This is a genomic window from Kitasatospora sp. NPDC004240, from assembly GCF_053603215.1.
The window spans coordinates 1-26,491 of the sequence record NZ_JBSGFD010000007.1; the positions used below are offsets into that span (position 1 = coordinate 1).

General features: G+C 72.6%; 21 protein-coding genes. 7 read left to right on the forward strand and 14 right to left on the reverse strand.

All coding sequences use genetic code 11. The features are described 5' to 3' along the window. Nucleotides 1-151 precede the first annotated feature (151 nt). From ACWEQL_RS03310 to ACWEQL_RS03365, 12 genes are all read right to left on the reverse strand, one after another. The gene (locus ACWEQL_RS03310; RefSeq protein WP_452148441.1) at nucleotides 152-3,520 is read right to left on the reverse strand and encodes a CARDB domain-containing protein; all 3,369 of its coding nucleotides are present in this window, start codon (nucleotides 3,518-3,520) and stop codon (nucleotides 152-154) included. A 340-nt stretch (nucleotides 3,521-3,860) separates the two neighbouring features. Then, a complete protein-coding gene (locus ACWEQL_RS03315) occupies nucleotides 3,861-4,892 on the reverse strand; it encodes a LacI family DNA-binding transcriptional regulator (protein ID WP_452148442.1) in 1,032 nt (343 codons plus the stop codon). Between the two features lie 148 nt (nucleotides 4,893-5,040). Beyond that, nucleotides 5,041-6,651: a glycoside hydrolase family 13 protein gene (locus ACWEQL_RS03320; RefSeq protein WP_452148443.1), complete on the reverse strand. Its 1,611-nt coding sequence runs from the start codon at nucleotides 6,649-6,651 to the stop codon at nucleotides 5,041-5,043. 150 nt (nucleotides 6,652-6,801) lie between these two features. Beyond that, the gene (locus tag ACWEQL_RS03325) at nucleotides 6,802-7,677 is read right to left on the reverse strand and encodes a carbohydrate ABC transporter permease (RefSeq protein ID WP_452148444.1); all 876 of its coding nucleotides are present in this window, start codon (nucleotides 7,675-7,677) and stop codon (nucleotides 6,802-6,804) included. A 16-nt stretch (nucleotides 7,678-7,693) separates the two neighbouring features. Continuing rightward, nucleotides 7,694-8,653, reverse strand: coding sequence for a carbohydrate ABC transporter permease (locus tag ACWEQL_RS03330; RefSeq protein WP_452148445.1), 960 nt, complete (start codon nucleotides 8,651-8,653; stop codon nucleotides 7,694-7,696). 83 nt (nucleotides 8,654-8,736) lie between these two features. Further along, a complete protein-coding gene (locus ACWEQL_RS03335) occupies nucleotides 8,737-10,149 on the reverse strand; it encodes an extracellular solute-binding protein (RefSeq protein ID WP_452148446.1) in 1,413 nt (470 codons plus the stop codon). Nucleotides 10,150-10,456: 307 nt separating this feature from the next. Continuing rightward, nucleotides 10,457-11,860 (reverse strand): MFS transporter, encoded by a 1,404-nt coding sequence (locus tag ACWEQL_RS03340; RefSeq protein ID WP_452148447.1) that lies wholly within the window; start codon nucleotides 11,858-11,860, stop codon nucleotides 10,457-10,459. Further along, a complete protein-coding gene (locus ACWEQL_RS03345; protein WP_452148448.1) occupies nucleotides 11,857-12,660 on the reverse strand; it encodes a glycerophosphodiester phosphodiesterase in 804 nt (267 codons plus the stop codon). The genes ACWEQL_RS03340 and ACWEQL_RS03345 overlap by 4 nt, the downstream gene beginning before the upstream one ends. 152 nt (nucleotides 12,661-12,812) lie before the next feature. Further along, nucleotides 12,813-13,892 carry a mechanosensitive ion channel family protein gene (locus ACWEQL_RS03350; RefSeq protein ID WP_452148449.1) on the reverse strand — a complete coding sequence of 360 codons (1,080 nt, stop codon included), beginning with the start codon at nucleotides 13,890-13,892 and terminating at the stop codon, nucleotides 12,813-12,815. Between the two features lie 67 nt (nucleotides 13,893-13,959). Continuing rightward, entirely contained in the window at nucleotides 13,960-14,184 is a 225-nt protein-coding gene (locus ACWEQL_RS03355) for a hypothetical protein (protein ID WP_452148450.1), read from the reverse strand. A gap of 185 nt (nucleotides 14,185-14,369) precedes the next feature. Beyond that, nucleotides 14,370-14,738: a PRC-barrel domain-containing protein gene (locus ACWEQL_RS03360; protein ID WP_452148451.1), complete on the reverse strand. Its 369-nt coding sequence runs from the start codon at nucleotides 14,736-14,738 to the stop codon at nucleotides 14,370-14,372. Between the two features lie 100 nt (nucleotides 14,739-14,838). After that, on the reverse strand, nucleotides 14,839-15,279 hold the full coding sequence (locus ACWEQL_RS03365; RefSeq protein WP_452148452.1) for an SRPBCC family protein: 441 nt from the start codon (nucleotides 15,277-15,279) through the stop codon (nucleotides 14,839-14,841). 262 nt (nucleotides 15,280-15,541) lie between these two features. On the opposite strand from ACWEQL_RS03365, the gene ACWEQL_RS03370 reads away from it, so the two are divergent. The 3 genes from ACWEQL_RS03370 (at nucleotide 15,542) to ACWEQL_RS03380 (ending at nucleotide 17,617) form a co-directional block, all read left to right on the forward strand. After that, entirely contained in the window at nucleotides 15,542-16,444 is a 903-nt protein-coding gene (locus tag ACWEQL_RS03370) for a SigB/SigF/SigG family RNA polymerase sigma factor (RefSeq protein ID WP_452148453.1), read from the forward strand. 158 nt (nucleotides 16,445-16,602) lie between these two features. Further along, complete coding sequence (locus ACWEQL_RS03375; protein ID WP_452148454.1) at nucleotides 16,603-17,040, forward strand: STAS domain-containing protein; 438 nt, start codon at nucleotides 16,603-16,605, stop codon at nucleotides 17,038-17,040. Nucleotides 17,041-17,146: 106 nt separating this feature from the next. After that, a complete protein-coding gene (locus tag ACWEQL_RS03380; RefSeq protein WP_452148455.1) occupies nucleotides 17,147-17,617 on the forward strand; it encodes an ATP-binding protein in 471 nt (156 codons plus the stop codon). Nucleotides 17,618-17,678: 61 nt separating this feature from the next. Here ACWEQL_RS03380 and ACWEQL_RS03385 read toward each other — a convergent pair whose 3' ends face one another. After that, a complete protein-coding gene (locus tag ACWEQL_RS03385; protein WP_452148456.1) occupies nucleotides 17,679-18,398 on the reverse strand; it encodes a DUF4232 domain-containing protein in 720 nt (239 codons plus the stop codon). A gap of 467 nt (nucleotides 18,399-18,865) precedes the next feature. Between ACWEQL_RS03385 and ACWEQL_RS03390 the strand changes: the two genes are divergently transcribed. Both ACWEQL_RS03390 and ACWEQL_RS03395 read left to right on the forward strand, forming a co-directional pair. Beyond that, the gene (locus ACWEQL_RS03390; protein ID WP_452148457.1) at nucleotides 18,866-20,167 is read left to right on the forward strand and encodes a ricin-type beta-trefoil lectin domain protein; all 1,302 of its coding nucleotides are present in this window, start codon (nucleotides 18,866-18,868) and stop codon (nucleotides 20,165-20,167) included. A 206-nt stretch (nucleotides 20,168-20,373) separates the two neighbouring features. After that, nucleotides 20,374-22,068 carry a beta-1,3-glucanase family protein gene (locus tag ACWEQL_RS03395; RefSeq protein ID WP_452148458.1) on the forward strand — a complete coding sequence of 565 codons (1,695 nt, stop codon included), beginning with the start codon at nucleotides 20,374-20,376 and terminating at the stop codon, nucleotides 22,066-22,068. An 87-nt stretch (nucleotides 22,069-22,155) separates the two neighbouring features. Here ACWEQL_RS03395 and ACWEQL_RS03400 read toward each other — a convergent pair whose 3' ends face one another. Continuing rightward, nucleotides 22,156-23,658 (reverse strand): long-chain-fatty-acid--CoA ligase, encoded by a 1,503-nt coding sequence (locus ACWEQL_RS03400; protein ID WP_452148459.1) that lies wholly within the window; start codon nucleotides 23,656-23,658, stop codon nucleotides 22,156-22,158. A gap of 277 nt (nucleotides 23,659-23,935) precedes the next feature. Here ACWEQL_RS03400 and ACWEQL_RS03405 point away from each other — a divergent pair, with 277 nt between their 5' ends. Together ACWEQL_RS03405 and ACWEQL_RS03410 are read left to right on the forward strand one after the other, a co-directional pair. Beyond that, entirely contained in the window at nucleotides 23,936-24,949 is a 1,014-nt protein-coding gene (locus ACWEQL_RS03405; RefSeq protein ID WP_452148460.1) for an AraC family transcriptional regulator ligand-binding domain-containing protein, read from the forward strand. 482 nt (nucleotides 24,950-25,431) lie between these two features. Beyond that, on the forward strand, nucleotides 25,432-26,490 hold the full coding sequence (locus ACWEQL_RS03410; RefSeq protein ID WP_452148461.1) for a 3-keto-5-aminohexanoate cleavage protein: 1,059 nt from the start codon (nucleotides 25,432-25,434) through the stop codon (nucleotides 26,488-26,490). Nucleotide 26,491 lies beyond the last annotated feature (1 nt).

Genomic DNA, 26,491 nt, shown 5'->3' on the forward strand with positions numbered 1-26,491 from the left:
CCGCGGATCCCCCCCGGGCCGGGCGGGGGGGGGGGCCCCCCCCCCCGCCTATTTTGAAGCCCCGGGCCCCGGGGGCGCCCGCCCCCCGGGCGCCGGTAGCAGCGGCCGGTCAGGGGTGGCCGGTCAGAGTTGGAAGGTCAGGGTTGGCCGGTCAGGAACGGGTGATCGCGAACCGGGAGCCCGGCTCGACGCAGACCTCGCCCTCGGCCGCGCCGGTGACGGTGACGCCGGTCAGGGTCGCGCTGCCCCGGGCGCCGCCCATCGCGAGCACCCCGCAGCCGTTGACCGCTCCGTCCACGCGGACGTCGGTGACCTTGACGTTCGGCATCGCCCCGCCGCCGGTCTTGAACTGGATGCCGTCGTAGGTCGAGTCGTGGATGTCGGTGTCCCGGATGGTGACGCCCGGGATGTCCGGCCCCTGCGCGAAGAGCGTGATGGCGCCGAACTCCTGGGCCTCGCCCCAGAACGCGCCGCCGGTGCGGTACAACGCGTTGTTGGCGATCAGCGTCTGCCCGGAGAAGGGCAGCGGGTCGTGGTCGGTGGCCAGCATGATCCCCGGGTAGTTCATGGTGTCGGAGACCACGTTGTTCTCCACCGTGTTGCCGTAACCGCCGTAGATCGCGATGCCGTTGGCGCGCCAGGGCAGCTGGACGGTGTTGTTGCGGAAGTGGTTGTCGTGGCCGACGTCCACCGAGGTGTCCTTGACGTACTTGCTCGACCAGACGGCCAGCGCGTCGTCACCGGTGTTGCGGAAGGAGGAGTTGCTGACGGTCGAATTGCGGGTGCCGTTGGCGAAGTTGATGCCGTCGGCGTAGGTGTCGCGGATCCTCATGCCGGTGAACTCCAGGCCGTCGCCCGGCCCCCACAGCTCGGGGATGTTGGAGTAGTCGCGGCCCGCCCAGACGGCGACGTTGGCGTGCTCGATCCAGACGTTGCTGATCTTCGTGCCCGTGCCGAAGCGGCCGTTGAGCGCGACACCGCCCTCGGCGTTGCCGTCGCCGCCCCGGATGGTGCCGGAGCCGAAGATGGCGAGGTCGGAGATCCGGGTGTTGTGGTCGATGTCGAAGCCGAAGTTTCCCTCGTGCGGGTGGTTGATGCCGCCCGCCTGGTGCGGCGGGGTGAGGGTGTACAGCCGGGTGTGCCACATGCCGGCGCCGCGGATCGTGACGTCGCGGATGCCGACCTGGTTGTACTGCCCGCGGTTCAGCGGGTCGTCGGTGAGGATCTTCTGCTCCTGGCGCCACTGGCCGGCCGGGATCCAGACGCAGACGATCTCGCCGTTCTGGTCGGCGGTGACGGCCCGCTGGATGGCGGCGGTGTCGTCGTTGCCGTCGTCGGGCACGGCCCCGTACTCGGTGATCGAGGTGCACTCCGCCGGCTTGGCGGCGGGCGGCGCGACCTGCTCCAGGTCGATCAGGTCGAGGACGTAGAAGGCGGCGGTGTCCCCCGCGTCCCGCTGGAGGCGGAACGTGGTGCCCGCGGGGTAGCTGCGGCTCAGCAGCGCGTTGGCCTCGTCGAACAGCCGGCGCGCGTCACCGCCGGGCCGGTTGGTCAGCCCCTCCGGGTCGTCGGTGCTGCCGTACAGCCAGCTGTGCTTGGAGGAGAGCGACAGCTTGCGGACGAAGGTGCCGTCGGCGTAGAGGCTGATGGTCGCCTCCTGGCCGCCGCCGGCGGGCGCGTCCGGGATGGAGTTGCGGACGACGATCGAGTTGGCGGCGTTGGTGGAGGTGAACTCCACGTAGTCGCCGGTGGTGTCGAGGCGCACCGACTCGCGGCCGGAGGACTCGGTGGCGACGTTGGTGTGTCCGAAGGTCCGCTTGCGGTCGGCGGTGAGCAGGGTGCCGCGGTAGCGCCCGGACTCCGCCTCGTACTCGGTGTACGGCACGGCGGCGCCGCGCCCGACGACGATCGTACGGACCAGGACGTTGTTGTTCTCGTCGGTCTCGGCGACCACGCCGGTGGCGTCCGCGGTGGCCGTCAGCGCGGCGCCGCCGTCGGTCGCCGTCCAGGTGCCGCCGATGGCGACGTCGGCCGTGCCCCCGGCGGCGATCGCGCCGGTGGTGCCCTGCAGGGTGGTGGCGCCGACGGTCAGCCGGGTGACCGTGCCGGCGGGGACGGCGGCGGTGCCGCGGTTGTGGACCGCGACCGTGAAGGAGACCGGGGTGCCGACCGCGGGGGCGGAGGGGTTGGTGGTGATGCCGGTGACCTGGAGGTCGGGGCCCGGGCTCTGGGCGACGGTCAGCTTGGCCGCCGCCGTACGGCTGTTGTTGCCGTTGTCCGATTCGGCGACGGTGTCGGTCGGGTCGACCGCGGCCGAGACGGTGTACGCGCCGGTCGGGCGGCGGCCGACGGGGACGTCGACGGTGGTGGACGCCCCGGCGGCGAGGGCGGGGACGGGCGCGGAGCCCGCGACGGCGCCCTCGACCACGACGTTCACCGTGGTGGCGGGTGCGGCTACGGCGCCGGCGTTGCGGACGGTGGCGCGGACCGTCACCTCGTCCGCCTCGGACGGGGCCGCGGGCGACCAACTGAGGTCGGTGACCGTGAAGTCCGGCTGCGGGGTGGCCCGGCCCAGCACCTGGATCTCGGCGACCTGGGCGCCCGGTGCCCCGGTGTTGCCGGAGAAGGCGAGCCGAACGTCGGAGACCTTGCCGGTGACCGGGACGACCACGGTGTTGCCGGAGGACGGGCTGAAGCCGTAACTGCCGCGCGCCTTCAGGGAGGTGAAGCCGGAGGCCGACGAGGCGCGGCCCAGGACCTCGAAGGACTGGGTCCGCGGGCCCCAGACCGGGTCCGGGTTGAGCTTGACGACCACGGCCTCGACGTCCGCGTCGGCGCCGAGCTTCACCGTGAGGTCCGCCGGGAACCCGGCCGACTCCCAGTACGTCCCGGTGTTGCCGTCGTTGGCGTGGGCGGCCACGTAGTTCTGGGTGACCGAGGTCGCCTCGACCGGCTTGTTCCGTGCCAGGTCGGTGCCGGCCGGCGGCTCGACCGGGGGCTCGCCGGCCTCGCCGTAGACCTCCAGCTCGGACAACTGGGCGGCGTTCCAGCCGGTGTTGGACGCCATCTGCACCCGGACGAACCGGGCGGTGGCGGCCGGCAGGTCGATCTTCACGGTGTTCGCGGCGGACGGGTCGAAGGAGCGGGCCTGTCCGGCGGCGAGGGTGTCGAAGGAGTTGCCGTCCGTACTGGCGAGGACGGCGAGCGACTGCGAACGCGCCTCCCAGCCGGTGGGCAGCTTCAGTGCGACGCGGTCCAGCGCGGCCGGGGCACCGAGGTCCACCTGCACCCACTGGGGGAACGAGCCCGTGGGCCCCTCCCAGTAGGACTGCTGGTCGCCGTCGGTGACGTGGCCGGCCGGGTAGCCGCCGAGCGTCCCCCCGGCGGTGGCCGCCCTGCCCAGGGCGAGGTTGACGTCGGCGGTGGCGGCGTGCGCGGGAACGGGGAGCAGACCGAACGACATCAGGCCGGCTGCCAGCAGGCCGACCCCCAGTCGCCTGCCCGGATGTGTGCCTCTCATGGTGACCTCTCCGCGATCCGGGGCCCGGCGAGCGGCCTGCGTCGGTCTCCCGGATCCGGCCGCGGAGAGGGCGCACGCGGCGATCGGGGACGGAACGGACGAGGACACGCGCCGGAGCCCACGAGGCTCTGATGGGGAACGGCGACGCGAAGCCAAGTAATTGAGCGAATCTGCTCTGATTTTGCGTCACCAGACAGATAGATTTCTACCAGGTGACGAGTTTGTCAACGGTTCGGTCACATCCACGGCGCCCGACCGGCCCCGGAAACGCCGACGGCACCGGTATCGGAGCCGCCGGAGCGGCGGTGATACCGGTGCCGTGAGGAAGGGTGACGCGGGGTCAGCCCGCGAGGGAGCCCCGGCTGCGGGCCGGCGGCGGGGCCGTCGAGCTGCGCAGCACCAGCTCGGGCTCGAAGAGCAGCTCCCCGAAGTGCGACTGCGCGCCCTGGATCTGGGCGCACAGCAGGTCGACGGCGGCCCGGCCCATCGCCTCGATGGGCTGACGGACCGTCGACAGCGGCGGCTCCGTGCAGGTCATGAAGGCCGAGTCGTCGAAGCCGACCACGGACACGTCGGAGGGGACGGAGAGCCCCCGGCGACGGGCGGCCCGTACGGCGCCGAGGGCGAGCGGGTCGCTGCCGCAGACGATGCCGGTGACACCCCGCTCCAGCAGCCGCGCGGTCGCGGCCTGCCCGCCCTCCAGCGAGAAGATCGACCGCTCCACCAGCACGTCCTCCCACGCCGTGCCGGTGGCCTCCGCCGCCACCCGGGCGGCCGCCAGCTTGCGGCGCGACGGCACGTGGTCGGCGGGGCCGAGGACCAGGCCGATCCTGGTGTGGCCGAGCGAGACGAGGTGGCGCCACGCCTGCTCGACGGCGACGGCGTCGTCGCAGGAGACGCAGGGGAAGTCGAGCCCCTCGATCGAGGCGTTCACCAGGACGACCGGGATCTTCCGCTCGGCCAGCAGGTGGTAGTGGTCGTGCGGCGCGTCGGCCTGGGCGAACAGGCCCCCGGCGAAGATCACGCCGGAGACCTGCTGCTGGAGCAGCAGGTCCACGTAGTCCGCCTCGGAGACCCCGCCCCTGGTCTGGGTGCACAGCACGGGGGTGAGCCCCTGCTGCGCCAGGGCGCCCCCGATGACCTCGGCGAACGCGGGGAAGATGGGGTTCTGCAGCTCCGGGAGCACCAGGCCGACCAACCGGGCCCGCTCCCCGCGCAGCTGCGTGGGCCGCTCGTACCCCAGGACGTCGAGGGCCGTGAGCACGGACTGCCGGGTCGCCTCGGACACCCCCGGCTTGCCGTTGAGGACACGGCTGACCGTCGCCTCGCTGACCCCCACCTTCTTCGCCACCTGAGCAAGTCGTCGTGTCATGCGCGCAAGACTATCGCAAATCACGCAAGCCGATTGCGTTCGGTTTCCGTTCAACCGGCATTTCACGACCGTGGGTTGCGTACGACGGCCGACGGGGTGACCACTGGGGCGGCCGGCCGACGGGCCGACCCCCGGCCCGGCCGGCTGCTCAGCAGCGGAGCCAGACCGCCGTGTCCCGGGGCAGCCGACCCTCGGCGTCCAGGGGCCCGCTGGACAGCAGCAGCCGCTCGTACGGCGGCAGCACGGCGGGCGCCTCGGCGAGGTTGACCACGCAGAGGAGGCGGTGGCCGTCCCCGCGGGTGAAGGCGAGCACCCCCTCCCCGGCGGGGAGCCAGGTCAGCGGCCCGTCCCCGAAGCCCTCACCGGTGCGGCGCAGCCGCAGCGCCTCGCGGTAGAGGCTGAGCATCGAGCCGGGGTCGCCGTCTTGCCGGTCCACGGCGTAGGCGGCCCAGTCGGCAGGCTGCGGCAGCCACGGCTCGTCGCCGGGCCCGAAGCCGTACCACCGCGCCGCCGCCTCCCAGGGCAGGGGGACCCGGCAGCCGTCCCGGCCGGGGTCGGTGCCCCCGGAGCGGAAGTGCATGGGGTCCTGGATGCGGTCGAGGGGGATGTCGGCCTCGGGCAGTCCGAGTTCCTCGCCCTGGTAGAAGTAGACGGAGCCGGGCAGGGCGAGGGTCAGCAGGGCGGCGGCGCGGGCGCGGCGGGTGCCGAGGGCCAGGTCGGTGGGGGTGCCGAAGGTCTTCGTGGTGAAGTCGAAGGCGGTGTCGGCGCGGCCGTAGCGGGTCACGGTGCGGGTGACGTCGTGGTTGCAGAGCACCCAGGTGGCGGGGGCGCCGACCGGCGCGTGCTCGGCGAGGGTGTCCTCGATGGCGGCGCGCAGCCGGCCGGGCTCCCACGGGCAGGCGAGGAAGCTGAAGTTGAAGGCGGTGTGGAGCTCGTCGGGCCGCAGGTAACGGGCGAAGCGTTCGGAGTCCGGGAGCCAGACCTCCCCGACGAAGACGCCGCCGTACTCGTCGGCGATGGCCCGCCAGGAGCGGTAGACCTCGTGGATCCCGTCCTGGTCGATGTACGGGTGCGGGTCGACGCCCTCGGTGAAGTCGCGCAGTGCGGGGTCCTTGGTGAGCAGCGCGGCGGAGTCGATCCGGACGCCGGCGACACCGCGCTCGAACCAGAACCGCAGGACGTCCTCGTGCTCGCGGCGGACCTCGGGGTGGTCCCAGTTGAGGTCGGGCTGCTCGGGGGTGAAGAGGTGCAGGTACCACTCGCCGTCGGGGACCCGCGTCCAGGTGTCACCGGAGAACTGGGAGGGCCAGTCGTTGGGCGGGAGTTCGCCGTTCTCGCCGCGGCCGGGGCGGAAGTGGAAGCGCCGGCGCTCGGGGCTGCCGGGGCCCGCGGCGAGGGCGGCGCGGAACCAGGCGTGCTGGTCGGACACGTGGTTGGGGACGATGTCGACGATGACCCGCAGGCCCAGTTCGGCGGCCTCGGCGATGAGCTTCTCGGCCTCGTCGAGGGTGCCGAAGGCGGGGTCGACGGCCCGGTAGTCGGCGACGTCGTAGCCGCCGTCGACCATCGGGGAGGCGTACCAGGGGGTGAACCAGACGGCGTCGACGCCGAGTTCGGCGAGGTGGGGCAGTCTCGCCCGGACGCCCGCGAGGTCCCCGGTGCCGTCGCCGTCGCCGTCGGCGAAGCTGCGGGGGTAGACCTGGTAGATGACGGCGTCGCGCCACCAGTCGGCGGTGCGGGACGGGTCGGGGGCTGCCACGTGAACGGTCCTTTCGGGCAGGAGGGGGCCTTCGCCGCCGGACCGGCCACCCGGGACGGGGGCCGCGGGGCGCGACGGCGAAGGCGCGGTGGGCCGGAGCGTGTGGGAGGGGCGGGCGGTGGGCGGGGCGGGCGGTGGGCAGGGCGGCTGTCAGCCCTTGAGTCCTCCGGAGGTGAGGCCGCTCATGATGTTGCGCTGGAAGACCAGGAAGATGAGCAGGGTCGGTATCGAGGCGATGGTCAGCGCCGCGATCAGCACGTTCACCGGCACCCCGTTGGAGAGCGAGTAGATGCCGACGTTGAGGGTCTGCATCGAGGGGTCGGGGAGCGTGAGCATCGGCCAGAGGAAGTCCTTCCAGACCCCCACGATCGCGAAGATCGACACCACCCCGAGGACCGGCCGGGAGATCGGCAGGACGATCGACCACAGGATCCGCAGCGGGCTCGCGCCGTCCATGGCGGCGGCGTCGAGGAGTTCCTTCGGGATGGAGTCGAAGAACCGCTTGAGCAGGAAGATGTTGAAGGCGTTGGTGACGGACGGCAGCCAGATCGCCCAGGGGGTGTTGAGCAGGTTGCGTTCCACCACCGGCACGTCGAGCACGGTGAGGTACTGCGGCACGACGAGCACGGTGGCGGGGATCATCAGCGTCGCCAGCATCATGCCGAGGATGGCCTTGCCGAGCACCGGGCGGAGCTTGGACAGCGAGTAGGCGGCCGCCACGTCGAGGACCAGTTGGAAGGCGAGCGCGCCGAAGGCGTAGTAGAGGGTGTTGAAGAGCAGGGAGGCGAGGTCCATGACCTCCCAGGCGCGGCTGTAGTTCTCCGGTGTGAAGGTCTCCGGCACCAGGGTGGGCGGCGTCCGGATGACCTCCTGGGCGTCCTTGAAGCCGCTGGACACCAGCCAGTACATCGGGCCGAGGAACACCAGGGTGAACCCGCCGACGACCAGGGCGAAGACCGTCCGGTAGACGGCTCTGCCGCGCGGCCTGGCGAGCACGGCGGGCGAGATGAGAGTGCGTGTGGACATGCTGGTCTCCCCGGTCCTACTCGTCCTCGGCGCGGCTGAGCTTCACGTACGCCGCCGAGAATCCGGCGAGGAGTACGAGCAGGAGCAGGCCGAGGGCCGCGGCGGCGCCGTAGTCGTTGAAGTTGAAGGCGTACTGGTAGATGAGGTACACGACGGTGGTGGTCGAGCCCTCGGGGCCGGCGCCGCCGGTGAGCAGGAACGGTTCGACGAAGACCTGCATGGTCGCGACGACCTGCATGAGGAGCATCAGGGACAGGATCAGCCGGGTCTGCGGGATGGTGACGTGCCAGATCTTGCGGAACAGGCCGGCCCCGTCGAGTTCGGCCGCCTCGTACAGCTCGCCCGGGATGCTCTGCAGGGCGGCGAGGTAGATGAGAGTGGCGCCGCCCATGTTCATCCAGGTGGAGGCGATGACCACGGAGAGCATCGAGAGGTCCGGGTCCTGGAGCCATTGCTGTTCGGGGAGGTGGAGGAAGGTGAGCAGCTGGTTGAGCAGGCCGTAGCCGGGGTCGTACAGGTACTTGAAGAGGAGCACCGAGGCGACCGGCGGGAGCATCACCGGCAGGTAGACGAGGAGCCGGAGGTAGCCCTGGCCGTGCTGGAACTCGTTGATGACGATCGCCACGACGAACGGCACGGCGAAACCGAGGACCAGCGCGAGCACCGTGAACAGGAGGGTGTTGCGCCAGGCCTGCCAGAAGGCCGGGTCGTTGACGACCGTGCTGAGGTTGTCCAGGCCGACCCAGGTGGTGCGGCCCCTCTCGGTCTTCTGGAAGGCCAGGAAGAACTCCCGGACCATCGGGTACCAGGAGAACACGGCGAAGCAGAGCACCGCGCCGATGAGGAATCCGTGGGCGGTGAGGTTGCGCTTCAGGCTCCTGCCGAAGGACGCTCCGGGTAGCGCGGGGGCCGCCGCTCGCGGCTCGGTCCGGCGGGGTGGTCCCGCCTTGCTCGGGGTCAGGCCGGTGGCCGGCATCGTCGCTCCTTGGTGCTGATCTGCCGCTGCTGTTGCCGGGGCGGGACGGGGCGGGCACCGGGCCCGCCCCGCCCCCGGGGGGGTCACTGGTTGGCGAGGACCTGGTTGACCTGGGCCTCGGCGGTGGCGAGGAGCTTGTCGACGTCGGCGTCCTTGTTGGTGAGGATCCCCGACATGACGTTGTCGAGGACCTTGTAGACCTCCTGCGCCTTCGGCGGCTCGGCCTTGCCCTGGACCGGGTTGTCCATGAAGGTCTTGAAGTTGGCGACCGGCATGGTGGCGCTGGCGACCCGGGCGGCGTCGTCCTTGCCCTTCGACCCGTTCAGCCAGAAGTTGGGCTGCGGAACGCCGACGGGCAGCTGGTCGGTCTTGGCGCGGGCCCAGTCGAACTGGCCCTTGCCGACCGTGAGGTTCTTGAAGTTGAGCCAGGCGATCGCGGCCTTGACCTTGTCGCCCGAGATGCCCTTCTTGATCATGTAGTTGTTGCCGCCGGCCAGGGTGGCCTTCGCGCCGGGGATCGGGCCCATGCCGAAGTTCTCGTACTTGGCGCCGAGTTGCTGGACCATGTACGCGATGTCGTCGGGGGCGGCGAGGAACATGCCGAGCTTGTCGGTGGCGATCTGCTTCTGGAGGTCGCCCCACTTCAGCAGCTGGGTCTTGCCCATGCTGTCGTCCTCCCAGCGCATCGCGTGGAGGTTGCGGGCGACCTGCTTGCCGAGCTCGCCGTTGAAGGCGGCCTTCTTGCCGCTCGCGTCGACGACGTCCCCGCCGAGGCTGTACAGCTGCGCGGTGAAGTGCCAGCCGCCGGTGTTCCCGGCGCTGTACTCGCCGAAGCCGGCGACACCGTCACCGAGGGCGGCGATCTTCTTGGCGGCGGCGCGGACCTCGTCCCAGGTGCGCGGCGGGGCGTCGGGGTCGAGGCCCGCCTGCTGGAAGAGCTTGCGGTTGATCAGCAGGCCCATCGTGTAGTTGCTGGTGGGCAGGCCGTACAGCTTGCCCTCGCTCTTCAGCGAGCCGAGCACGTTGGGGTCGATGTCCTTGAGCAGCGGGACGGTCCGGTCGCTCACGTACGCGCTGATGTCCGTGGCGCCGTCCTCGGAGAGCACCTGCGGCAGGTCGGTGAAGTACGTGTAGAAGACGTCCGGCTGCGACTTGGCCTTGAGCATCGCGGTGAAGCGCGGCGGCTCCAGGCACTGGCCGGGGGTGGAGCGGCCCTCGATGGTGACGTTCGGGTACGTCCTGTTGAACTCGGCGACGTCCTCCTTCCACTCCTTGAGCTCGGCCGCCTTCGCCGCCGGGGGCATGCAGTCGATGGTGAGCGTCACCTTGGTCTTCGGGTCCAGCGGGGCGGCCGGGTCGGAGGAGCCGCTCCCGTCGGATCCACCGCCGTCGTTGCTGCTGCTCGTGCCGCAGGCGGCGAGCGCGGTCAGCGTGAGGGCGGAGACGAGGGCGGCTGCGCTGGCGCGGCGGGTACGGCGGACCCGGGCAGATCTCATGGGTGGTCCCCTTCGGGCAGGAACGTGGAGGTTGCCCCACCGCCGGTGCGTTGTGGGGCGCGCCACACTCAACCATCCTCAACAAGTGAACGCAAGATATCGCGTTCATTTCGTAATTCCTCGACAAGACTGCGCCTGGCGGGCGATCGCCTGCCCCAACCCTTGACCGGGTGGAGGTTTTAGGCAGGTGCATGACAAATTTGGGCTTGAGGAGACCCTCCGAATCGCTTCGAAAATTGCACGGTACGCGACGGTCCTTGCGCCGGGCCTGCTGCTCCGCAGACCCGGCGCCGTCCCTCCGACGTCGTCAGAGCCGCTCGGGGACCGGGTTCCCGACCGCCTCGATCGCCCGGCGCACGGGGACCTTCAGCAGCACCACGAAGCCGATCACGAAGAACACCAGCAGCGAGACGATCGCCGAGCGGTAGCTGCCGGTGACCTGGTACGCCAGACCGAAGACCAGCGGGCCCATCCAACTGGTGCCGCGGTCACTGACCTTGTAGACGCTGAAGTACTCCGCCTCCTTCCCCGCCGGGATCATGTGCGAGAACAGCGAGCGCGAGAGCGCCTGGCTGCCGCCGAGCACCAGGCCGATCATGCAGGCCAGCACGAAGAACCAGGCCGGCTGGTGGGCGGGCATGAAGTACCCGAGGGCCACGGTGACCACCCAGCCGACCAGCGAACCGAGCACGGTCGCCTTGGCGCCGAACCGGTGGGCGATCCGCCCGAGCAGCAGGGCGCCGCCGATCGCCACGATCTGGACCAGCAGCACGGCGGCGACCAGCGAGGTCTGGTCCATGCCGAGCTCCTCGCTGCCGTACAGCGCGGCCTGCGAGACCACGGTCTGGATGCCGTCGTTGTAGCAGAGGAAGGCGCCCAGGTAGAGCAGCGTCAGCGGGTACTTCCTCATGCCCCGCAGGGTGCGGGCGAGTTCGCGCAGGCTGCCGGCGGCGGGCCGGTCCCCCACGGCCGCGGCGCGGTCCGGGGCCACCCCGGCCCGGGAGGGCAGCCGCAGCATCGGGACGATCGTGAACAGCGCCCACCACAGACCGGCCGAGGCCAGGCAGATCCGCACCGCGGTGCCCGAGGACAGGCCGAGCGCGTCACGCCCCTCGAACAGCGCCAGGTTGGCGATCAGCAGCAGTCCGCCGCCCGCGTAGCCGTACGCCCAGCCCTTGGAGGAGACCGCGTCACGCTCGTCGGGGGCGGCCAGAGCGGGCAGGTAGGCGTACGACAGCGCGACCGACACCGCGTACGCGATGTTGGCGACCACCAGCAGGGCGCCGCCGAGCAGGTAGCGGTCACCGCCGAGGAAGAACATGCCCATCGTGGCGACCGCGCCGACGTAGGCGGAGCCGCACATCAGCTCCTTGTGCCGCCCGGTGCGGTCCGCGACCGTGCCGGCCAGCAGCATCGCCGCCACCGACAGCAGCACCGAGAAGGAGACCGTGTACGGGAAGAACGACCCCGCGCGGATCGACAGCCCGAGCGGGTGCACGTCGCCCGACGCGTCGGCGGCGCTCTTGGCGATCGACGTCAGGTACGGCCCCAGGAACACCGTCAGGACGGTGGCCGAGAAGGCCGCGCTGGCCCAGTCGTTGACGTACCAGCCGAACTGCATCCTGCGCAGGTCGCGGCCGTCGGCGGCGGGCGCCGGATGCTCCGTCGCCTGCTCCGTCACGGGGTCCGGCAGTTGGGCCGCGGTGTTCATGGGGCTCCTGTCGCTGTGCCGGAGCCGCTGCCGCCGTCGTTCCAGCAGCCGCGCTCGCCGAGGACGTCCTTCAGGACGCCGATGTGATCGGCCATGATGCCATCCACCCCGAGGTCGAGGAGAGCCCCGATCCGTACGGGATCGTCCACGGTCCAGACGTGCACCTGGAGGCCGAGGCGGTGGGCCGCGCGGACGAAGGCCCGGTCCACGACCCGTACGCCGCGGTGCCGTTCGGGCACCTGCGCGCACACCCCGGCGAAGGCGGCCCCGCGCCCGCGCAGCAACGGCCCGGCCAGCGAGAGCATCCGCAGCCGGGCCACCTCGCGCGGTCCGAGCGAGGTGGCCAGCCGGGGGCCGGCGGCGGCGCGGACGGCGGCGAGGCGGCTGTCGGAGAAGCCGCCGACGCAGACCCGGTCCCAGGCGCCGGTCCGCCGGACCGCCTCGACCAGCGGCCCGACGGCCGGCGCCGCCTTGACGTCGACGTTGAAGCGGGCCTCGGGGAACGCGCCGAGCAGGTCCTCCAGCAGCGGCACGGGCTCGCGGCCGCCGATCCGGGCCTGCCCGACGGTGGCCCAGGGCAGTTCGGCCACCGCACCGGTGCGGTCGGTGACCCGGTCGAGGCGGGAGTCGTGGAAGGCCACCAGCACACCGTCGGCGGTCGCGTGCACGTCCGTCTCCAGATAGCGGTACCCGAGGGCGACGGCCGCCTCGAAGGCGGCGAGCGAGTTCTCGGGATGGCCGAGCTCACCGCCCCGGTGCGCGAAGGCGAGCGGCCCGGGATGGTCGAGGAAGGGGTGCATGTGGTGCTCCGAGCTGCTGGGAGGGGGCCCGCAGGGCCTGCGGCGGCGCCCGCTCCCACGGCGGCCCCGGTCGCGCGCGTTACAGTATTACGCATCCTGTCAAGTGGTAACGCGGCGGCCGGATCCCTTGCCCCGCTCGCCGGCCCGGCCCCTCACCGCGGCCCTGCGTCCGGCCCCCACCGCTCCCCGGTGTCCGGCCGGCCCCCGGGCGCCCGCGCCACGGCGACGCGGGGCAGCGCGTACGGGTGGTGGTCACGCAGGTGGCCGATCAGGTGCTCGCGCAGCCGGCAGCGGAGCTCGAACGCGTCGTCGGCGTTGGCCGCGGTGGCCAGCACCCGGACCACGATGGTGGTCGGCGTGGTGTCGACCACCTGGAGCGCGCTGCCCTCCCCGTCCCACAGCTCGCTCTTGGCCAGGTACTCGTCAAACTCCTCCCGCAGCAGCCCGACCGGGGTGTGGTGGTCGAGGTGGAGCAGCGCCGTGCCGGTGATGCGGCTGGAGCGGCGGGACCAGTTCTCGAACGGGCGGCCGACCAGGTAGGAGATCGGCATCACCAGCCGCCGCTGGTCCCAGGTCTCGATCACCACGGCGGTCAGGGTGATCTCCTCCACCGTCCCCCACTCCCCGGACACCACGACCACGTCCCCGATCCGGGCCAGGTCGCCGAAGGCCATCTGCACCCCGGCGAAGACGTTCGCCAGCGTGCTCTGGGCCGCCACGCCCGCCACCACGCCGACCAGCCCGGCGGAGGCCAGCAGGCTCGTCCCGACACCGCGGACCGCCGGGAAGGTCATCAGCACCGCGCCCAGCGTCGCGACGGCCACGATCGCCTGGCAGATCCGGCCCAGCAGACCGGCCCGGGTCCGGGCCCGGCCCGCCCACGCCGGGTCCCGGCGGTGCACGGCCAGCCGGACGGCGCCGTCCACCAGCAGCGCCACCAACCGGGCGCACAGCCACCCGCAGGAGGCGATGGCGAGCACCACGGCCAGGTGCCGCAGCCCCTCGCGGGCGGCGGGCGGCGCGTCGATCCACGGCAGCGCTCCGGCCAGCAGGAGGGACGCCGTCAGCGCCAGGACCGGGCGGCGGCATCCGCGCACCACGTCCGGGACGCCGGCGCCGCCGCCGGGGGCCGTCAGCCGCCGGGCCACCAGTTGCGCCGTCCGGTCCAGGCCGTAGGTGATGAGGGCGGCCGCGACGCCGACGAGGGCGAGGCGGAGCAGACTCCACCACACGTCCCGCGCTCCTTTCGCTTCGGGGTTCCGCTTCGGGGTTCCGCTTCGCCGGGGGTCGGGTGGTGGTTCAGTCGGGCGGCTCGGGCGGGCCGGGGTGGCCCGGTTGCGGCGCGGGCGGTTCGGGCTCGGGCCGGACGGGGGACGGCGCCGGCAGCGGTTCCGGCGGCACCGGGGAGCCGGGCGGCGCCGGCGGGTCGGGCACCAGGGGCGGGTCGGCCGGCCGGGTCGGCAGCGGCGGCTCCGGGGGCGGAGGCGGCGTGGGCGGGCCGGGCCGGGCGGGGGCGGTGGTCATGAGGGGCTCCTCTCGATCGATTCGGCTCGGTTCGGTTCGGCTTCGTTTCGGTTTCATTCGGTGTGGTGCGGTGCCGCACGGTTCGTACGGCGGCCCCGGGGTCCGGCGCCGGTACGCCCGCACCGGACCCCGGGCGGCCTCGGGGTGAACGGACCCCGGGCGGGCGGCCCTCAGGCCGCCGGATGTCAGATGATCCGACCGCCGTAGAACCCGTCGTAGTAGGGCCCGAAGCGTGCACGGGGGTCGATCTCCTGGTCGGCCGTGGCCTCACCGAGGTCGGGGCTGTTCTTGACGTCGTCCTTGGTCCGGTCGATGTAGACCCTCCGCTCCCCGATCTCGATGCGGGTCACCGTCCCGGCCGGGAGCAGCACCCGCCTGCCGAAGATCCACGGGCCGGTGTCGACCACCAGGTACTGCTCGCCGACCACCTCGGACAGCTTGTCGACCTTGCCGATCGATCCGTCGGTGGCCTCGACGTGGAACCCGATGAGGTCGGTGCCGGCGGTGTGCCCGGCGGCGGTGCGGAACTCCCAGATGTCATGGCGCTCGTTCATGACTGCCTCCGTTCGTCTGCTGGCGGGCCGGGCCGCACACCTCCGTACCGTTCGTACGGCCCGGCGGGTCGTGACCGTCGGCTGCCCCCGATGCCGGGGTTCATGCCCGGTCGGCCGCCGGCGGTCCGTTGCGCTCGACGTGGTGCTTGAAGTCGTTCAGGTCGTCGATGATCCGGCGGTCGACGAAGCCGAGCGCCTCGGCGAGGTGCTCCCAGACGCCGTGCGGTTCGATCTCCAGCTGGAACATCACCCGGGTGCTCCGGTCGCCGACGTGGTGGAAGGTGACCACGCCGCTGTAGCGCGTCGGGCCGGATCCGCCCTCCCAGGCCACCCGCTCGCCCTCCACCACCTCCGTGGTCACGGCCTCGAACTCCCGCCGGCCGCCCGCGGTCCCGACCACCCAGCTGCTGCGCCCGGGGCCGGACACGTCGACGCTCACCACCCCGCGCATGAACCGCGGGAAGTCCTCGCAGCGGACCCAGTGCCCGTAGACCTCGTCGAGCGGCGCCGCCACCTCGACCGATTCCTCGATCCGTCCCATCGTCTCCTCCTCGTCCTGCGGTACCCGCTCCCCCGTCGCCGCCGCCCGTACGGCGGCCCGCGGATGTCCGCGTGCCCCGGTCCGCGCGCGGCATGCACGGCGTGCGCCGCCCCGCCCGCGCCCGTCGCAGCGCCCTCCCCCGGCCCCCCGTCGCAGCACCCACCCCCGGAGCGTTCACACAACCTCCACAGCCGGAACGGACATGGACACGGCCGGGGCGGGTAACCGGGGACGGACCGTACGCCGAGGGGAAAGGACCGACATGGCCACGACCAGTGACGAACTCCTCCACCGCGCGACCGCCGCCCCCGCTCAGGACGAGGCCGCGGTGGTCGCCGCGCCCGGCACCCCGCGCGCCGTCGCCCCGGAGCTCGCCGGCATCGAGGACCCGCGTCAGGTCGCGCCGAGCGACGCGCGCGAACTGACCCGCGTCCTGCTGGCCCGGCTCGCCACCCTGGAGGAGGGCACCCGGGAGTACTCGTACGTCCGTGCCACGCTCGTCGAGCTCAACCTGTCGCTGGTGCGGTTCGCGATCCGCCGCGTGGGCCACCGCCGGGAGGCCGAGGAGGACCTGATGCAGGTCGGCTCGCTCGGCCTGCTCAAGGCGATCGACCGCTTCGACCCCGACCGCGGCGTGGAGTTCACCACCTTCGCCGTACCGACCGTCCTCGGCGAGATCCGCCGCCACTTCCGCGACACCACCTGGGCCGTCCATGTTCCGCGGCGGCTCCAGGAGCTGCGGATCACCCTCGCCAAGGCCCGCGACGTGCTGTTCCAGCGCCTGGGCCGCGCGCCGACCGTGGCCGAGCTCGCCGAGCACCTCGGGCTGCCCGAGGAGGAGGTGATCGAGGGACTCGCGGCCGCCAACGGCCACACCGCCGGTTCCCTGGACACGCCCGCCGGCGAAGGACAGGAGGACGGGAGCCCGCTCACCCAGCGCCTCGGCCAGGAGGATCCGAGGTTCGCCACGGTCGAGAACCTGATCGTGCTCAAGCCCCTGATCGCCGCCCTGCCCGAACGCGACCGGCTGATCCTGTCGATGCGCTTCGCCGAGGACCTCACCCAGTCCCAGATCGGCGCCCGCCTCGGGCTGTCCCAGATGCACGTCTCCCGCCTCCTCGGCCGCACCCTGCGGAGGCTGCACGCGGGTCTCACCGCGAGCTGAGCCGGCGCCGCGGCCCGCACGGGCGCACGCGACGCCCGCCCACCACCGGCACGACGCACGCCGCCCGGGGCCTGGCCAGGCCCCGGGTGGCGTGCGTAGGCTCGTGGGGCACACCCGAGAACCCGTGGAGCACACCCCAGGAGGGGAGCAGGACGACGATGCCAGCCGAGAAGACGATGCCCGCGGACAACGGGCCCGCGACCGCGCCGCCGGCCACCGGGCCCGCCGATCCGTCCCGGCCCGGCACGGGGCCCGCCCTGGTCGTCCGCGCCTGGCACACCGACGCCCGGGCGGCCGTCTGCGCGCTCGCCGGCGACCTCGACATCGAGACCCTGGCGCCCGCCAGGACCACCCTGGACGAGCTGGTGGAACAGCGCCCGCCGCTCCTCGTCGTCGACCTCGGACGCGTCGACTTCTGCGACTCCTCCGGCCTGAACCTGCTGCTGCGGACCCGGATGGCGGCGGCCTCCGCCGACCTGGGGTTCCGCCTCGCGGCGCCCTCCGCCACGGTGCTGCGGCTGTTGGAACTGACCTGCGCCGACACCGTGTTCTCGCTCCACCCGTCCCTGGACGAGGCACTGGCCGCACCGCTCTGACGACCACCGCCGGCCACCCACCGCCGGTCATGCATGATCCGGCGACGGCCGGGAATCCGAGCAGGCGGAACACCGCACAGGGCCGAGAGCGAAGGGGCACCCGTACATGACGACCAGCCGGGCAACCCTGGACGGCGACCGGCCGGGCACCGGCCCCACGCTGCCGCCCGGCGGACAGCGCCGCCGCCTGCACCTGGCCGGGCTGCCCAAGCCCGTCGCCCGCGCCCGGGCGTACACCGCCCAGGCCCTCGCCGACTGGTCCTGGCCGACCGGCCCCGGCCGCGCCGACGACATCGTGCTCCTCGTCGCCGAACTGGTCGCCAACGCGATGCTGCACGCCGGCGGCCCCGTGGACCTCGTCCTCGACGCCTCCGAGGCCCGGCTGCGGATCGAGGTCGCCGACCGGTCGACCGCGCTCCCCGAGCCCCGCCGCCCCCACCGCCCGGGCCTGCCCGGCGGGCACGGCCTCTTCATCGTCCAGCGGGCCGCCACCCGCTGGGGCTCCCTCCCCCACCCCGACGGCAAGATCGTCTGGGCCGAACTCGACGCCCCCGCCCCGGCGGCACCCGCGGGGTGAGTCCCGGGCGGGGCGCCCCGGGGGTCACCGGGTCGACAGCCCCGGGAACACCGGGTCTTCGTCAGGCCGGCATGGTGGGCAGCAGCGCGGTGGTGGTCACCTTGTTGTCGCACTCGGCGAACAGGCCGTCGGCCAGCGCCACCTGGTGCGATCCGGCACCGGGCAGGCCCAGGACGAGGGTGGGGTAGGCGACCGGCGTGGCCCCGGAGACGCAGTAGCCGTCGGCCTCGCCCTGGACCTGGACGAAGGTGAGCTTCACCCAGGCCTTGCCGCCCGGGATCAGCCGGACCGGGGCGGCCGGGCCGGAGTGGGTCACCGCGAGCGGGGTGTTCTTGTCCGGGGCGCCGTTGCCCGCTCCGGCCACCGTCGGGAACCCCTGGAGGTTGCACGGCCGCGCGGAGGTGTTGGTGAAGGAGACGACCGCCGCGCCGATCCCGGTGCCCGGGGGGCGCTCCTTCGCCTGACGGGCCTCCACCTTCAGGTCGCGGTCCGAGCAGAGCGGGGCCGTCGCCCCGCCCGCCGTGGCACTGCCGGACGCTGCGGCGCCACCGGACGACGCGGCGCCCGCGGAGGGCGTGCCACCCTTGGCGGGGGCCGGGGAGGTGGCACCCGGCGCGGCCGAGGTGGTGACCACCACCGACGGCGCCGCGCCCGCCCCCGTCGCCGCGGGCCCGTCGTCGCCCGGCCCGCACGCCGTGACCACCAGGGCGACCGTGGCGGCCGTGACCGCGGCGACCCCTGCTCTTCGGGCGGCCTTCTTCCCGTACCGCGTGTCCTGCATGACGTCCCCCGGAGGATCCCGTGGTGCCGGCCCGGCGCGGGCACCTGCCCCGTACACACCGCGGTGGCGGCGCCGGTTCCCCGAACGGTCGGGTGTGACAGGACGGTGACGGGATCGGGAGACCGCCGTCGAACGGTGACGGGCCGGGCCGCCGGTTCGGTGGTCGGATCCACACGACGCACTGTGTCATGCACCACTGTCGGTCACCCTCCGCGTCCGACGATCGACCGAGAGCGCTCTCCGCGGTCCTCGAAGCTTTCTCCGGCGTGATCCAGACTTTAAAAGAGACTTAAGTCTTGAGGCTTCATCAAAAACCCCTGGTCACAGGCGTTTCATGTTCAACCGTCTGACATTGCCATGGCGATAACTCGCCCGTAACATCGTGGCCTACCGGCGACGCCACGTCAGTCAAGAGAGCGCTCTCACTGGCTTCCGACCCCCCTCCTCCCTAGACAAGGGTGCAATCCATGGCAGCTGCCCATCGCAAACGCCGTTGGTCCTTCGGCGGCCTCGCCTTCCTCATCGCCACCGCACTGGTGGCCGCCGCCCTGATCAACGGCCTCTCCCCCAACGGCTCCCAGGCCGCCACCCGGACCGACGGCGCGGCGGCCGCGGACGCCGCCCCGGCCGCCGCGCAGACCTGGAACGACGACTTCGACGGACCGGCCGGCGCGGCCGTCGACCCGGCCAAGTGGACGCTGGAGACCGGTGGTTCCGGCAACGGCAACCACGAGCTGCAGTACTACACCGGGGGCACCGGCAACGCGGCCCTCGACGGCCAGGGCCACCTGGTCATCACCGCCAAGCGCAACACCGACCCCGGTCTGGGCTGTTGGTACGGCACCTGCCAGTACACCTCGGCCCGGCTGAACACCGCCCGCACCTTCACCCAGGCGTACGGGCACTTCGAGTCCCGCATCAAGATCCCGCGCGGCCAGGGCATCTGGCCGGCGTTCTGGATGCTCGGCAACGACCTCGGCTCCGCCGGCTGGCCCAACAGCGGCGAGATCGACATCATGGAGAACATCGGCCGCGAGCCGGGCACCGTGCACGGCACCATCCACGGCCCGGGCTACTCCGGCGCCGGCGGCATCGGCGCCGCGTACAGCCTGCCCGCCGGTCAGGCCTTCGCGGACGCGTTCCACGTCTTCGCGGTCGACTGGAGCCCCACCGCGATCACCTGGTCGGTCGACGGCCACACCTACCAGACCCGCACCCCCGCGGACCTGGGCGGCAACCGCTGGGTGTACGACCACCCGTTCTTCGTGATCCTCAACCTCGCGGTCGGCGGCGACTGGCCGGGCAGCCCGGACGGCTCCTCGACCTACCCGCAGACCATGGTGATCGACTACGTGCACATCACCGGCGGGAACGGCGGCGGCACCCCGCGCACCGGTCCGATCGTCGGCATCGGCGGCATGTGCGTCGACGTGGCCGGCGCCTCCAACGCCGACCGCACCCCGATCCAGCTCCACACCTGCACGGGCAACGCCGCCCAGCAGTGGACCGTCGGCACCGACGGCACCGTCCGGGCGCTCGGCAAGTGCCTGGACGTGGCCGGCTCCTCGCACGCCGACGGCGCGGTCGTACAGCTGTACACCTGCAACGGCACCGGCGCCCAGAAGTGGACGTACACCTCCGGGCGCGACCTGGTGAACCCCGGCTCCAACAAGTGCCTCGACGCCAAGGGCGGTTCCTCCGCCGACGGCACCCGTCTGCAGCTCTGGACCTGCAACGGCACCGGCGCCCAGAAGTGGACCCTGGGCTGACCCCGCACAGCCCCTGACCACCCTCCCAGGACCTCGGGCCGCCCCTCACGGCCCCTGATCACCCTCCTCCCTCCCGCACGGTCGGCCGCCGCAGCGTCCGGCCGACCGCGCGGCCCTCCCCACCCTCACTCCCTCGCCCGCAGCGCACGTCGACGTGCCGCACCACGACATGCCGCGACGCACCGCGGAGAACGGACCCCCACACCATGACCCCTCGCCACCGCGCGCCGATCTCGCGCCGGACGCTGCTCGTCGCCGCAGGAGCCGCCATCGCGGTGCCCGCCACCGCGACCTGGCTCACCGCCACCGCCGGCGCGCAGACCGCCGCCACCCTGCCGATGGACCTGGTCAACACGACCGGCAACAACACCGTCTACGCCTACGTGGTCGGCCGCGACCCGGCGGCCGGCGGCAACTGGGCCTTCGTCCAGGCCGACGGCGTCAGCCTCCACCACCCGCCGAACCCGGCCAACGACCAGACGCCCCTGGGCGTGGACTGCGCCATCGCGCTCAACGCCTCCGGCGCGGGCGCCCGCCGGGTCACGCTGCCGCACCTGGACAGCGGCCGGATCTACTTCTCGGTCGGCGCGAAGCTCACCTTCCTGATGAACCGCGGCGGCGGCCTCGCCCTGCCCTCGGTGGCCAACCCGAGCGACCCGAACATCGCCGTCCGCCACGACTTCTGCGAATTCACCTTCAACAAGGACCAGTTGTTCGCGAACATCACCTTCGTGGACATGGTCTGCCTGCCGATCGCCTTCCAGTTGGAGACCCCGCAGGGAACCCAGACGGTCCGCGGACTCCCCTCCGACGGCCTGGCCCGGGTGGCCGGCGCGCTGCGGGCGCAGTCCGGCGCCGACGGCGGCGACTGGGGCCGGCTGGTCGTCAACCGCGGCGGCTCGGACCTGCGCGTCCTCAGCCCCAACCTGGCGATCCGCGGTGACAACGCGCTGTTCGGCGGGTACTTCGACTCCTACGTCGACCAGGTGTGGGCCAAGTACCGCACCACCGACCTGCGGATCGACACCCAGTACACCTGGGGCACCGTGACCGGACGGGTCAACGGCGACACCCTGACCTTCCCCGGCGTCGGCAGCTTCGCCCGGCCCTCCACGCGCGCCGTCTTCTCGTGCAGCGACGCGCCGTTCACCACCGGCAACGACCTGATGGGCAACCTCAGCGCCCGGCTGGCCGCCGCGTTCAACCGCACCACGCTGCTGGACAACGCCCTCCAGCCGACCGGCGAGAACCCGAGCACGTTCTACACCAGGCCGCGCACCAACCACTACGCGCGCATCCTGCACGCGACCACGCCGGACGGCCTCGGCTACGCCTTCCCGTACGACGACGTGCACCCCTCCGGGATCGACTTCGAGGGCAAGGTGCAGTCCGGCAGCCCGACCCGCTTCGTGGTCACCGTCGGCGGCCTGGCCGGCTCGGGCGGCGGCGGGACCCCCTCCCCCTCACCGACCACCAGCACCAGCGCGCCGGCCGGGGCGGTGAGCGCGTTCTCCACCATCCAGGCGGAGTCCTACCGCGCGCAGTCCGGCACCCGGACCGAGCAGTGCTCGGACACCGGCGGCGGCTCCGACGTCGGCAACCTGGCCAACGGCGACTGGCTCCGCTACACCGTCGACTTCGGCAAGGGCGCCACCCGCATCGACGCCCGGGTGGCCTCCGGCGCGGCCACCGGCATCAGTGGCCTCGTCCAGGTCCGCCTCGGCAGCCCCACGGCGGCCCCGGTCGGCAGCTTCGCCGTCGGCAACACCGGCGGCTGGCAGACCTGGCGGACCGTCCCCGCCGACCTCACCCGGATCACCGGCGTCCACGACGTCTACCTCACGTTCACCAGCGGCCAGCCCGCCGACTTCGTCAACCTCAACTGGTTCGTCTTCTCCTGAACCACCCCGATCACGCGGCCGCCCTCCCCCACCCCGGCGGGGAGAGCGGCCGCGTCACCGCGCCACGGGCTGCGCGGTGACGCCGGGTCAGGTCGTGGCGGGTTGCTCGACCACGATCTCGCGCTTGAGGATCTTGCCGGTGGCGCCCTTGGGGAGCCGGTCGGTGAAGGTGACGATCCGGGGGTACTTGTAGGCGGCGACCCGCTGTCTGACGTGCTCGCGGATCAGGTCGGCGGTGGCCCGCGCGCCGTCCTTGAGGACGATCACGGCGGCGATCTCCTCCCCGTGGTGCTCGTGGGGGACGCCGACGACCGCCGCCTCGGCCACCGCCGGGTGCTCGTACAGGACTTCCTCGATCTCCCTCGGGTAGACGTTGTACCCGCCGCGGATGATCAGGTCCTTCTTGCGGTCGACGATGTGGAGGTAGCCGTCCTCGTCGACCCGGGCCAGGTCGCCGCTGTGGAACCAGCCGTCCTGGAAGGCCTCCGCGGTCGCCTCGGGACGGTTCCAGTACCCCTTCATCACGTTCTCGCCGCGGATCGCGATCTCGCCGACCTCGCCGGGCCCGGCCGGGGTGCGGTCGGCCGCCACCAGCCTGATCTCCACGCCGCGGACCGGAAGGCCGATCGAGCCGGGCCGGCGCGGCCGGTCGGGGTGGTTGAACGAGGCCACCGGGGCCGTCTCGGAGAGCCCGTAACCCTCCAGCACGACGGTGCCGAAGGAGCGCTCGAAGGCGTGGAGCACCTCGACGGGCAGCGCGGCGCCGCCCGACACGGCCAGCCGCACCTGCGGGAGGTCGTCGCCGTCCGGAGCACCGCCGTTGAGCAGCGCGGTGTACATGGTGGGCACACCGAGGAAGACGGTGGCCCGGTCCCGCCGGAGGATCTCCAGGGCCTGCCGGGGGTCGAAGCGCGGCAGGAGGGTCAGGGCGGCGCCGGCCGCGACGGCGGCGTTCATCGCGCAGGTCTGCCCGAAGGCGTGGAACAGCGGGAGGCCGCCGAACAGGACGTCGTCCGGGCCGAGCCGGAAGAGCGTCTCGACGCAGGTCACGGCGTTGCTCAGCAGGTTGTGGTGGGTGAGCTCGGCGCCCTTCGGCGTCCCCGTGGTGCCCGAGGTGTAGAGGATCACCGCGGTGTCGTCGGCGGCCCGCCCGGCGACCCCGTGCAGCGGCGGGATGCCGGCGAGGAGCGTGTCGAAGGCCGAGTCCTCGACGACCAGGCTGCCGGTCCCGGCCTCCGCGGCGGCCTCGGCGACCTCGTACGCGAACGACGGCGCCGTCAGGACCGTACGGGCCCCGGAGTCCCGCAGCACGAAGGCCATCTCACGGGCCTTCAGCAGCGGGTTCATCGGCACCACGACGGCCCCGGTGCGCAGCACGGCGTAGTACGCGACGGGGAAGAGCGCGACATTGGGCAGCACCAGGGCCACCCGGTCGCCCGGCCGGACCCCGTCGGCGTGCAGCAGCCCGGCGAGCCGGGCGCTGGCGTCCTCCAGTCGGGCGTAGGTCAGGACGGTCCCGTCCTGCCGGACGGCGGTCCGTTCCCCGTGCGCCCGGGCCGAGGACACCAGGAGGGAGGCGAGGTTGGTCAAGGTGAGGTCTCCTTCAGGGCCGGGCCGGTGGCGGCTCCGGGTACGGGAGGCGGACGGGGTACGGGAGGCGGACGGGGTGCGGCCCGCCGGTAGGCCGTGGCGGGGAGCCGTGGCGGAGTACGGTGGCGGACGGTGTGGCGGCGGTCCGCCGGATGCGGCGGGGTGATCACGTCCGCTCGGCGGTGGTGCAACGCTAGGTGTCCGTCTGCCCGATCGCTTGACTTCAGGTGACAGGTGACTTACCACTTGGGGACATTCTCCGACTGGAGTTGATCCCATGAGGCCACTGGTCCGGACCGCGGCGCTGAGCGGCTACGTCGAGCTGAGCCGCTCGCTCGGCCTCGACCCGCGGACGCTGCTGAAGCACGTCGGCCTGGACGCCGCCGGCCTCGCCGTCCAGGACCGGTGGATCTCCGGCGCGGCCGTGGTCCACCTGCTGGAGCACTCGGCCGCCGCCGCCCGGCACGAGGACTTCGGCCTGCGGATGTCCGAGCTGCGCCGGTTCTCCAGCCTCGGCCCGATCAGCCTCGTCCTGCGGGAGGAGCCCGACGTCCGCAGCGCGCTCGGGCTCATGCTCCGGCACGAGCACATGTACAACGAGGTGCTGCACACCCGGCTCTCGGAGCGCGACGGCCTGGCGACGATCAAGGTGGGGCTGGACCTCGGCGAGCCCATGGAGCACCGGCAGGCGACCGAACTGGCCGTGGGGGCCTTCCACCGCGTCCTGCTCGGCTTCCTCGGCTCCCACTGGCGCCCGCTGTCCGTCTGCTTCACCCACCCCGCACCGGCGGACACCGGCACCCACCGGCGGGTCTTCGGGTCCGCGGTGGAGTTCGGCCGCGAGTTCGACGGCATCGTCTTCTACGCCGCCGACCTCGACTCGCCCAACGCGATGTCCGACCCCCAGCTGCGCACGTACGCCCGGCAGTACTTCGAGGCGATCGCCGTCCCCCGGGACACCACCGTGCCGGACCGGGTGCGCGAGCTGATCGAGGTGCTGCTGCCGACCGGGCGCTGCTCGATCGAGCAGGTGGCCCGCAGCCTGGGCGTCGACCGGCGCACGGTGCACCGCCACCTCGCGCAGTCCGGCGAGACGTTCTCCTCGCTGCTCAACGCGACGCGGGTGCAGCTCGCCGAGCAGTTCGTGGCCAACGGGCGGCGCTCGCTGACCGAGATCGCCGACCTGCTGGGATTCTCGGCGCCCAGCGCCTTCTCCCGCTGGTTCCGCGAGCAGTTCGGCTGCACCGCGCGGGAGTGGCGGGAGCGCCGGGGGCAGGCCGCCGAGCGCTGACCCGCGCCGGGCTCCGGGGACGCGCGTTCCCAGGACGTCCGGGACACGCGTTCCCAGGAGAACCGGGACGGGTGTCCCCGGAAGTCCCGGCGGGTGTCCCCAAAGGGAAAGTCCGCTGTCTCCGAGGGTCAAGCGCCGCCGCCCGGCTGGCCCTACCTTTGCTGCACCGCGAGAGACCGCCGGCCCCGCGACGACGGGCCGGGCGGGGGCCCACCCTCAGCCTCCGCCCCGCCGGCCGGGAGCACCACGCCGTCCGCGCCGCCTCCACCGGGCCCGGACCCGCACCGCCCCGCACCGCCAGCACCGCAGCACTGCACTGCACTGCACTGCACTGCACAGCACAGCACAGCACAGCACGCTGCACCGCCCCGCGCGGCTCGCACCGCGGCGCCCCCGTACCTCAGCGATTCGCACCTCGGCGACCCGTACCGCGGCACCGCGCGCCACACCGGCGCGCACCCATCCGACGAAGGAGACGGACCGTGCACTTCCTCGACGACTCACTGCTGCCCGAGAACCAGGAGAAGCTGGTCATCCAGGCCGCACCCTACGGGCCCGAGTGGCTGCCCGGCGACGCACCCGACCTCCCCCTCACCATGGACGAGCACGTGCAGGCGGCCGTCGACTGCTACAACGCGGGCGCCACCGTCCTCCACATCCACGTCCGCGAGCTCGACGGCCACGGCTCCAAGCGCATGTCGATGTTCAACGAACTGCTGGCCCGGCTGCGCGAGGCCGTGCCGGACATGGTCCTCCAGATCGGCGGGTCGATCTCCTTCGCCCCCGAGCAGGAGGGCGACGAGGCCAAGTGGCTCAGCTACGACACCCGCCACCTGCTGGCCGAGCTGGACCCGCGCCCGGACCAGGTGACGATCGCGATCAACACCAGCCAGATGAACATCGTCGAGATCATGACGGCGGACGACCTGGAGGGCACCTCGATCGCGGGCCCCGCCCTCTACAAGGCGTACCGCGACATGGTCGTCGAGGCCGGACCGGACTTCTACCTGGAGCACCTGAAGCGCCTGCACGCCAACGGCATCCAGCCGCACTTCCAACTCGCCACCATCGCCCAGCTGGAGACCGTCGAGCGGCTGATCCGCTCCGGCGTGTACACCGGGCCGCTGGTGCTCAACTACGTGGCCATCGGCGGCGGTTTCGCCGGTCGCCACCCCGCCGACCTGATCGAGTTCGTCCGCCGCACGCCGGACGGCGCGGTCCTCACCATCGAGAGCTCGATGCGCGCCGTGGCGCCGATGAACGCCATCGGCATCGCCCTCGGCTGCCACGTGCGCGTCGGCAACGAGGACAACCTGTGGGGCCGCAAGGGCGAGCGGATGACCTCGGTGCAGCAGGTCGAGCAGATGGTCAGGATCGCCGACGCCCTCGGCCGTGACATCGCGAGCGGCGCCGAGGCGAAGGAGATCTACCACCTCGGCGAGTACTACGCGGGCTCCGAGGAGACCCTGGCCCGGCTCGGCATGGTGCCCAACCGCCGCCCCGGACAGCGCGGTTTCATGCTCCGCGACGTCAAGTACTGAC